4 protein-coding genes and 1 tRNA gene are annotated in these 2914 nt (G+C 43.6%); 2 read left to right on the plus strand and 3 right to left on the minus strand.

Annotated elements, in window-relative coordinates; translation table 11 throughout:
• Positions 1-176 precede the first annotated feature (176 nt).
• From VB740_RS17700 to VB740_RS17710, 3 genes are all read right to left on the minus strand, one after another.
• Positions 177-740, minus strand: coding sequence for a phycobiliprotein lyase (locus VB740_RS17700; protein WP_323201270.1), 564 nt, complete (start codon positions 738-740; stop codon positions 177-179).
• Positions 741-812: 72 nt separating this feature from the next.
• Positions 813-1493, minus strand: a complete 681-nt coding sequence (locus VB740_RS17705; RefSeq protein WP_323201271.1) for a HEAT repeat domain-containing protein — start codon at positions 1491-1493, stop codon at positions 813-815.
• A 203-nt stretch (positions 1494-1696) separates the two neighbouring features.
• A tRNA-Ser gene (locus VB740_RS17710) sits at positions 1697-1783 on the minus strand.
• A 106-nt stretch (positions 1784-1889) separates the two neighbouring features.
• Here VB740_RS17710 and VB740_RS17715 point away from each other — a divergent pair.
• Together VB740_RS17715 and VB740_RS17720 are read left to right on the plus strand one after the other, a co-directional pair.
• Positions 1890-2258, plus strand: coding sequence for a 2Fe-2S iron-sulfur cluster-binding protein (locus VB740_RS17715; RefSeq protein ID WP_323201272.1), 369 nt, complete (start codon positions 1890-1892; stop codon positions 2256-2258).
• Between the two features lie 46 nt (positions 2259-2304).
• The gene (locus tag VB740_RS17720) at positions 2305-2850 is read left to right on the plus strand and encodes a thermonuclease family protein (protein ID WP_323201273.1); all 546 of its coding nucleotides are present in this window, start codon (positions 2305-2307) and stop codon (positions 2848-2850) included.
• The last annotated feature ends 64 nt before the right edge of the window (positions 2851-2914 follow it).

A 2914-nucleotide genomic window follows, 5' to 3' on the forward strand; every position in this document is an offset into this window, starting at 1 on the left:
AAACGAGATAACAATGGGAAATTGATCTTTTTTCGACTTGTGTATACACCGTAGCTTATAAAGGGGAGGGAACTAGATTTTCCAATTTCCCCCGTTTATAAGGGGGGATTAAGGGGGGTAATTGGACTTGTGTGTATACGGTAACTTGATTCCGGGAGAAACATTTTGTTATCCAACTAATTCGATACTGAATTAGCCGCCTCAGAAGTCTTCGCTGCTGGTGGAAACCCACCCATGCGAATCTCAGAAGTAAACGAAGTAATACTAAATCCACCAAAACTCTTGAGGACATTTGCCCGCATTCGCAAATTGGGGCTAGCAAACCACAGGCGCTCCTCTGACGACATGGTTTCATCTTCTGTAGTTAAGACTAAAGCACCATCACTGTCAAATTTATAGTGTCCGGCAACTGGGGTTTTCTCGGCAGCAACTTCCCGCAGTAACTTACCTTGGCCCGGATTATTCGCATCAGGTACCGAAACTAACACAGTTGAACCACTATGTTTTGTTTGATCCTTATCCATTGTGCCGTTCCAGGTAATTTTGGCAGCACAAAAAGCGGAACTAGGATTGATTTTGTACTGTTGGCACACTTTTATGACTTCTGGATGATCGACTGCCAGTGCCTCAATGATAATGTCTGACTTACTATTTTCAGATTGGTTAAAAGCCAAATGTTGACTAGTCCGATGAGAAAACCATTTACCAGCGCTTAACTGAAAAAACTCTTCAATATTCATGAATGAAATTATCCTGCATCAAAATGCTAAAAGTCCCACTTAATTATTAAAAGGCAGCAGTAGGCTCTAATATTAAGCTTGATTGTCTATTTCCTCAAGCTTCTTGAGGCTAATTCTGGCTGCTTCAGCAACGTTGAAATGATTGTCTTTTTCTAAGTATTTTAAAGCTGAGACACTCTTGGGAGTGGGAAGATTTCCCAAGGCTTCTGCCAACCGCTGCCTGACTAACCAATCATCTGATTGAGCGAAGCGTAGGATATTATCGACAGACTCAATATCTTTAATTTCTCCCAGCGCAGAGATTGCAGCTTGTTGCAACACTACTTCTTTGCTATCCAATGCCTGAATCAGAATTTGATGGGCACGAGGATCTTTAATGTTACCTAGAGAAACGGCTGCACTAAAGCGTACTAGCCAATCAGTATCTTCATAAAACGCCCGCGAAAGCACCTCAAAGGCTCTAGCATCACCCAAATATCCTAAGGCACCAGCGGCATCAGCGCGTATCCCATAATCGGGGTCATTTTCGAGAATTCTTACCAAAATTGAATAACATTCATCTGTCGGCTTGATTCCAAGGGCAAAAATTGCCATCGATCGCAGTTGCAAAGATTCGTCATCTAGTACCTTTTTAATCAAAGGAACTGCATCCTCAGCAGACACATGACGCAAATTGGCAAGGGCTACCATGCGATCGCGTAAATTAGGACTTTCTAACTGAGTAGAAATTTCTTGTAAGCTTAGAGCTGCCATTTAGTTCAAAGCGTTTTCTTTACTTATCTTAATTTACCTGATCCGTTCATCAGGCTGTTGCCATAGTGAAGTAGGAGTTTGGCGACTTTACAAAATGGCTCAATTATGGTTAAAAATATTTGGCAATATCCTGCTATGAGTTATTTAACCCGACTATTTGTAGAAGTCTGGTTAAAACTATATATTTAGACTAGGTTTTAGAACGGAGAGGGAGAGATTCGAACTCTCGTAGACGTTTCCACCTAACAGACTTTCCAGGTCTGCGCCTTAAACCACTCGGCCACCTCTCCAGGTGTCACAAGTTACGATCATACTATAGAATCCCAGAAAATGCAAAGATAAAGAAAGATATTTTAAATTGAATCTGAAAGTCCCAATCCCAAAACGCAAATCCAGATGTCCCGTACATACACAATTAGAGTTCGCGATCGCGCCACTGGCAAAACACACACCCTACAAGTCCCAGAAGACCGCTACATCCTGCACACTGGCGAAAAACAAGGGGTAGACCTACCGTTTTCCTGCCGCAACGGGGCTTGTACCACTTGTGCAGTGAGAGTTTTATCGGGAGAAATTTACCAACCAGAGGCGATCGGATTGTCGCCAGATTTACGTCGCCAAGGTTACGCCTTGTTATGTGTGAGTTACCCTCGTTCTGACTTGGAGGTGGAGACACAAGACGAAGATGAAGTCTACGAACTCCAGTTTGGCCGATATTTTGCTAGGGGGAAAGTTAAAGCGGGTTTACCGTTAGATGAGGAATAAACAATTGAATAAGGCAGGGGGTAGGGGGCAAGGGGAAAAATTTTTGATGGTTGTGAGCCTTGGTAACTGGATGCGAAAAATAGCCATTTTGGCTTGCTTATTGCTCTTAGTGAGTTGCCAAGGTAAAAACCAACTGCCAAATAATGAGGCCCAGGTAAAAGTAGCACGGGTAGTTAGTGGGCAAAGCTTAGAAGTATTAGGCATGGCTGAACAACCAAATTTGATTTCTCAAGTGCGGTTAGTTGGTATTGATGCACCAGATTTGCGACAGCGACCTTGGGGAGAAGCAGCAAAAGAACAGTTAGAGAATCTAATTGGTGGTGCAGAGCAATCGGTAAAGCTGGAGTTTGATTTAGAAGCAAAAGACAAAATCGGGCGAACTCTAGCTTATGTGTGGAAAAATAAGGTGTTGTTGAATGAGGAATTAGTCAAACAAGGGAATGTAATGTTTGTTGGGCGATCGCCTAATCACAAATATGACCAGCGTTTAGAACGTGCCCAACAATGGGCTAGGCTCATGGGCCAAGGAATCTGGAACTCAGAAAAACCCATGCGTCTCACTCCCGCCGAGTTTCGCCGCCAAAATCTTTGAGGAGTAGGGAGTGGGGAGTGGGGAGTGGGGAGTGGGGAGTGGGGAGTGGGGGATGAGGGAGCAG

It is taken from the genome of Nostoc sp. UHCC 0251, assembly GCF_034932245.1.
In the GTDB taxonomy this organism is placed as follows: Bacteria; Cyanobacteriota; Cyanobacteriia; order Cyanobacteriales; family Nostocaceae; genus Nostoc.

Bases quoted from the DNA above. Each gene is read 5' to 3' on its own strand.
- VB740_RS17700 (WP_323201270.1), bottom strand. From the start codon at position 740: ATGAATATTGAAGAGTTTTTTCAGTTAAGCGCTGGTAAATGGTTTTCT.
- VB740_RS17705 (WP_323201271.1), bottom strand. From the start codon at position 1,493: ATGGCAGCTCTAAGCTTACAAGAAATTTCTACTCAGTTAGAAAGTCCT.
- VB740_RS17715 (WP_323201272.1), top strand. From the start codon at position 1,890: ATGTCCCGTACATACACAATTAGAGTTCGCGATCGCGCCACTGGCAAA.
- VB740_RS17720 (WP_323201273.1), top strand. From the start codon at position 2,305: ATGGTTGTGAGCCTTGGTAACTGGATGCGAAAAATAGCCATTTTGGCT.